The sequence below is a fragment of the Psychrobacter sp. ENNN9_III genome, assembly GCF_001462175.1.
Lineage (GTDB): Bacteria > Pseudomonadota > Gammaproteobacteria > Pseudomonadales > Moraxellaceae > Psychrobacter.
The window spans coordinates 1-5,767 of the sequence record NZ_LNUO01000028.1; the positions used below are offsets into that span (position 1 = coordinate 1).

General features: G+C 39.3%; 6 protein-coding genes. All 6 read left to right on the forward strand.

Annotation, left to right across the window (positions count from 1 at the left end; genetic code table 11):
* Nucleotides 1–769: substrate-binding periplasmic protein (locus tag PENNN9_RS02405; RefSeq protein ID WP_058368164.1), on the forward strand; the 769-nt coding region annotated here is incomplete at its 5' end.
* A gap of 518 nt (nt 770–1,287) precedes the next feature.
* A complete protein-coding gene (locus PENNN9_RS02410; protein ID WP_058368165.1) occupies nt 1,288–2,169 on the forward strand; it encodes a substrate-binding periplasmic protein in 882 nt (293 codons plus the stop codon).
* Between the two features lie 12 nt (nt 2,170–2,181).
* Nucleotides 2,182–4,353 (forward strand): ATP-binding protein, encoded by a 2,172-nt coding sequence (locus PENNN9_RS02415; protein ID WP_058368166.1) that lies wholly within the window; start codon nt 2,182–2,184, stop codon nt 4,351–4,353.
* Nucleotides 4,354–4,373: 20 nt separating this feature from the next.
* Entirely contained in the window at nt 4,374–4,736 is a 363-nt protein-coding gene (locus PENNN9_RS02420) for a response regulator (protein WP_058368167.1), read from the forward strand.
* Nucleotides 4,737–4,766: 30 nt separating this feature from the next.
* A complete protein-coding gene (locus PENNN9_RS02425; protein WP_058368168.1) occupies nt 4,767–5,216 on the forward strand; it encodes a chemotaxis protein CheX in 450 nt (149 codons plus the stop codon).
* Between the two features lie 41 nt (nt 5,217–5,257).
* Nucleotides 5,258–5,707 (forward strand): chemotaxis protein CheX, encoded by a 450-nt coding sequence (locus PENNN9_RS02430; RefSeq protein ID WP_058368169.1) that lies wholly within the window; start codon nt 5,258–5,260, stop codon nt 5,705–5,707.
* Nucleotides 5,708–5,767: the final 60 nt, after the last annotated feature.

Consider the following 5,767-nt stretch of genomic DNA (forward strand, 5'->3'; position numbering starts at 1 on the left):
ATACTGCACCGACAATGAATTTGTAAGTAAATTGCCTGATACTGCACCGACCGTAAAACTGTCTACTGACGCGCAGTTTGCTCCTTATGGATTTAATGATGAGTATGGAAGTGTTACTGGATTTGATATCGATCTTATGCGTGAGATTGGTGAGGACCAAGGTTTTAAAGTCGAAATCTATAGTGATCCATGGGAAGAGGTGTTTGATAACTTAGATAACAAAACTCGAGATATGCTTGCAGCCGCTGTACCATATAGTGCGGAACGTGACAAAAAGTATTTACTGTCAGACCCGTATGCGCCGCTACCTTCAAGCTTGGTATATCTAGATGAGTCCTTAAATCTTACCTCTATAGACGAATTAGACGATGTAAAGATTGGAGTGCTTAGCGATACCGTACAATATGATTATTTTAGTAGTGGCGAAATCAATGTTGAATCTGTTAGCCCATATCCGTCAACTTTTTTAGCAGTAAAGGCTATGGCGCGGGGTGAAGTTGATGCGGTTGCCGAAGATGCAGGTGCTCTTCGCTATATTATGAACGATTTGCCTGATTTGAAGCCAAAATATTTTGATTATGAAGATATCCATGCAGAAAGTGCATACAAAGTACTGCTCGTTGAAAAAGGGCAACCTGAGTTACTTGAAAAGGTCAATGCCGGATTAAAGAGTCTAAAACAAAATGGTACGTATGCCACTTTAACCACAAAATGGTTTGGTGAAGATCTGACGCAAGCTGTATCAGAACAACGTAAACCAAATACTTAATGTTGACCAGCTCAAAGACACTCAATTAACTAAAAAATTCTCTGTTAAAAAGCATTCATCTGTTAAAAAAGCATTCATACATATTAATCGTATGAATGCTTTTTTATAACACCTGAACCTGTCTGACACCGTTCATGTCTACACAAGCGTTATTATATACAAATTCACCAGGTTAATGATAACGATTATCAATTACCACTCGCTTACCTTGATTGCTATTACAAAGTTACTTGAGTATTATTCATTGTAAGTTTGTGTAATAAATGTACTGCAAGTTCAACGTGTTATTTACCTAGTCATTGTATATCGTTTTAGGTGAAAAATATGGGTTCAATATTTATTTTTTAAGCTGCAATAGTCAAAATTCATTTGAGCTTATGACAGTTTATTGATTCAAAATACAAAAGGTATTTATGAAAAATCATTTTGTATTAAATAAAAAGTAAATGTTGAATATGAAAGAACGACAAGTGCGTTTTATTAAACCGTAAAACCTCCCTATTTTTCAAGGATAGATTATGAAACAGTTATATCGTGTACTTCCTATTGTACTAAGTGTGGGCTTATTTGGTTGTGGCAACTCTAATAATGCCAGCAATACAACTACGCAAGAAAACGCAACTACAACCAGTCCAACAGTGGCAGAAAACAAAGATACTTTTGTTAGTAAATTACCTGATGACGCACCAGTAGTTAAAGTGGCGACGACAGGTACAATGCCTCCGTTTTCTTTCCAAGATGACTATGGAAATATGCAAGGTATCGATATTGATGCTATCCGTGCTATTGGAGAAGAGCAAGGCTTCAAAGTCGAGTTTTATAAAGAAACTTGGCAAGACATGTTTGATAGCGTAGAGTCTGGTGGCCGTGACTTAGCGGTATCAGGTATCTCTTATAAAGACGATCGTAACGTAAAGTATGGTTTATCCACACCTTACTTTTTTAACCCATCAGCCATGATGTACTCAAATAAAGACTTAAACTTAAAGCGTTTAGAGGACTTAGGAGGACTACATGTTGCTGGTATGGAAGGTGCAAAACCTGTAGAGCAACTAAAAGAAATTGGCAAATATGGTGAGCTTTCTACAAGAACCACAGCCTTTTTACTATTTGAAGACCTACTGCAAAACAAGGTCGACGTTATCCTACATGATTTGCCTATTTTGCAATATACCGCTAAAACTCATCCAGAATATGAAGTGACTATCGTACCGTATGAAGGTGAAGATACGCCTTCAGCGCAGCAAGTTGTACTAATGGCAAAGGATAACACTCAGCTTATCGACACTGTTAATGAAGGTATCACCAAACTTAAAGCAGAAGGAACGTTTAAGACAATCGAAGAAAAATGGTTAGGTGAAGCTCAACCTGACGCCCAAACTACTGAGCAGGCAAACTAAAGGACTTTTAACATGGCAACCACACATAATGTCGATAATAAACGTTATCAAGGTCTGATTATATCAATTGCATTGTTCTTGTCGTTGATTGGTGCTTTACTTGCATTTACGTTTTATACCTCAAGTTTATTAGAAAGAAACACCGTACTAATTGACCAAACCAACCAAGTTGCTAACAGCGCACAGGCGGTGATTAAAGACTTGTTTGACTTGGACAATAGCTATGGTGAGGATACCAACTCTCCCCACATGCAGCGAGTTTTTGAGCGTTTAGAACAAAATACAGCATTGATTACAAACTCTATTACTGCTATCGGACAAGGTGGTACGATTACTGATATCGACGGCAATACCTATGACTTACCGCAAGTCGATAGCAAGGCACAGGCCGATATCGCTGCAGCCAATGAGCAGTGGCAGCTTTTAGAGCCTAAAATTCAGGCGTATCTAAAAGATGCTGATAACATCATGGTTGACTCTGCTGATGAGTTGACCCAAGCAGTTGAGCAGGCAAAGACGTCAAGTTTGTTTATTAACGACTCTTTAGATGACCTAACTGATAACGTATTTACAAGTGCTGAAAACCAAGCCAACACTATTCGTCTAGTGCAGATACTTGGTGTTGCAGCTATCTTCGCTTACTTCTTGATCTTTGTATTCTTCTTTGTACGTCGTCTACGTGAAACAGATGCTGAGGCATTAGCAGCACGTCGCGAAACCCAAGAGATTATGCAAACGGTTAATACCGGTCTGTTCTTGCTTGATAAAGATCTAAATATCGGTCAGCAGCATTCAAAAGCCCTCAATAAAATCATTGGCTCTGATAACTTGGCAGGAGAAAACTTTGCCAGTGTATTACGTGGGCGTATCTCTGATAAAGATCTCACGACCACACGTCAGTTCGTTGAGCAGCTATACAACCCACGCGTTAAAGAAAAACTTGTCAACGATCTAAACCCGCTGCATAAGGTATTACTACATAATACTACTGGCGAACATGGTTCAGACAGCCGCTTCTTAGACTTTAGGTTTTCACGTGTTTATGAAGATAAAGATATCGCTCGTATCTTGGTCAACGTCAACGATGTATCGGACGCTGTTCATCTAGAACAACGTCTAGAAAAAGAACGTTCACAAAATGATATGCAGATTGAGATGTTAACGACCATCTTAAACGTAAATCCAAAAATCATTAATGAGTTTATCACTAACACCAAAACGCATATTGAAAAGATCAACAATATCTTAAAAAATCCTGGCAGTACGCAATATGAGCTTGAAGTTAAATTAAACGCTATCTATCGCGAAATGCATAGCTTAAAAGGTGAGGCCTCAGCATTAAAGCTACACAGCTTTACTAAGATTGCATCAGAAGCAGAAGATCAGCTTAATGTGCTACAAAATCAAGGCAAGCTATCTGGTAATGACTTCTTACCTCTAGCGGTGCATTTAGATGACTTACTGAGCTTGTCTAACACTATTGAAACACTGGGTGAGCGTATCAACCGTACAGCGCCAGCGAGTACAGCGTCAGATGTGCATGAACCAGTAGTTCAAAACCAAGCAACAGATCTGTCAATAGATGGTTCAGAAATTGCAGGCAATGAGATTGACTTAGATGAAGAAGCTGACAATCATTTGTTAGATTATTATCATGACTTTGCACAAGACATCGCAGCCAGACAAGGCAAGCAAGTACAGCTTGATAGTGCGACTTTAGGTCAAGTCAAGATACCAGAACGCCTTAAAAAGACTGTAAAAGAAATCAGTATTCAGCTGTTACGTAATGCTGTGGTACATGGTATTGAAGCGCCTGATGTACGTCAATCAGCTGGCAAGCCCGCTGTCGGTACAATTGGTCTTGAGATGCAAAGTAGTGGTCAAGATTTTATTGTGACTCTACAAGATGATGGTCAAGGTATCGACTATGATGGTATTCGCGAGAAGTTAGTCAAACAAGGTCGTTTCGATGTTGAAGAGGCGAACCAACTTGATCGTAATGGTCTACTAAAACATCTGTTTTCTTCTGGTTTTTCTACAAAAGAGGATGCTGATGAAGATGGTGGTCGCGGTGTTGGTTTAGACATCATCAAAGCTCAAGTAAAAGAATATGACGGTAAGCTCAATGTAAATAGTGAGCACGGTAAGATGACACGTTTTGTCATTACGCTGCCTAACGCTTAATTAAGGATAATAAATACGTTATGTATAAACTAATGATTGTTGATGATTCCAATATCATTCGAAACCGCATCCAACGGGCTTATGACTCAGGGAACTTTATGTTGGTTGCTACGGCCACCAGCGGCGTTCAAGCTATTGAGAAGTTCAATACACACCGCCCTGATGTTATTACTATGGATTTAACCATGCCACAAATGGATGGTCTTGAATGCATCGAAAAAATCATCGCTATTGATCCTAATGTACGAATCTTGGTGGTATCGGCTTTGTCAGATAAATCTACGGGGATTGAGGCGTTATCGCTTGGTGCTAGTGGGTTTTTGTGTAAACCCTTTTCAGAAGAAGATCTCGTAGAGTCTTTGTATGAGCTGGTGCAAGACTAATATCATCCAACGACCTAAGCAGATGTCATTATGAAAGAACAAAAGCTACAGATTTTTTTGAGTATTATTAGTAACTATTTCAATCAGTTTGGTGGATCAGAGCTTATCGCTGATACGCCTTATCTGTTAGAAAACAAGCAGCCAAAGGTCCATGACTACACAGGTGTGATTGGAATATCAGGCGTCCAAAAAGGCGTGGTATATTTTTCGGCAACGCGCGAATTACTGTCCTCTTTATTAAGTAGTATGGGCGAAACTGAAAATAGTGAAGAAATTTACATGGACCTTGCAGGTGAGGTTGCCAACACTATCGCTGGCAATGCGCGTAATGAGTTCGGAGCAGAGTTTCATATCTCTGTACCATTCGTGTTTAAAGGAGCACCGCAAAGTATTGTATTACCTAGCGATGAGCGTTCCTTTATTATTCCTATTACTTGGCTGTCACAAGTTGGCGAAATTGTGGTCTGTCTGCAGGATTAATCATATTGCTGACATGTGTTGAATATGGACAATAATATATTATGGTTAAAGTAGAAAAGTTAGGTGTGTTCCTAAGTTCGATTAATGCATTTTTTGCACAAATCGACGACGCACAAGTGGCTGTTAATACCCCTTATTTGAATAACAACAAAAGCGCTATCGGTTATGATTATAGCGGTGTTATTGAAATATCAGGCCCTCTTGAAGGCTGCGTTTATGTGAGCGCTCCTAGCAATATGTTGCGACAAGTGATTAAAATAATGGGTGAGCCTGATTCATCGATTACAATGATGAAGGACTTACTTGGCGAAATGGCCAATACGATATCTGGTAATGCTCGTACCGAGTTTGGTCCAGAGTTTATTATCTCACCGCCTCATATCGTTGAAGGTGCACCAAGTGTGTCCTATTTGCCAAAAGAGCGACATAGTTATATTACAACCTTTACATGGCGTGGTTATGAAGCAGTAATAGGTATTTGTATCGCTTAATCCAATTAACAAACTAATCATCATCAAAAAACGACGTATAGGCGTCGAGTCCCCATCCTT

Excerpts from the sequence above, each read along its gene's own strand:
- PENNN9_RS02420 (WP_058368167.1), top strand. The coding sequence starts at position 4,374 with ATGTATAAACTAATGATTGTTGATGATTCCAATATCATTCGAAACCGC.
- PENNN9_RS02415 (WP_058368166.1), top strand. The coding sequence starts at position 2,182 with ATGGCAACCACACATAATGTCGATAATAAACGTTATCAAGGTCTGATT.
- PENNN9_RS02410 (WP_058368165.1), top strand. The coding sequence starts at position 1,288 with ATGAAACAGTTATATCGTGTACTTCCTATTGTACTAAGTGTGGGCTTA.
- PENNN9_RS02425 (WP_058368168.1), top strand. The coding sequence starts at position 4,767 with ATGAAAGAACAAAAGCTACAGATTTTTTTGAGTATTATTAGTAACTAT.
- PENNN9_RS02430 (WP_058368169.1), top strand. The coding sequence starts at position 5,258 with ATGGTTAAAGTAGAAAAGTTAGGTGTGTTCCTAAGTTCGATTAATGCA.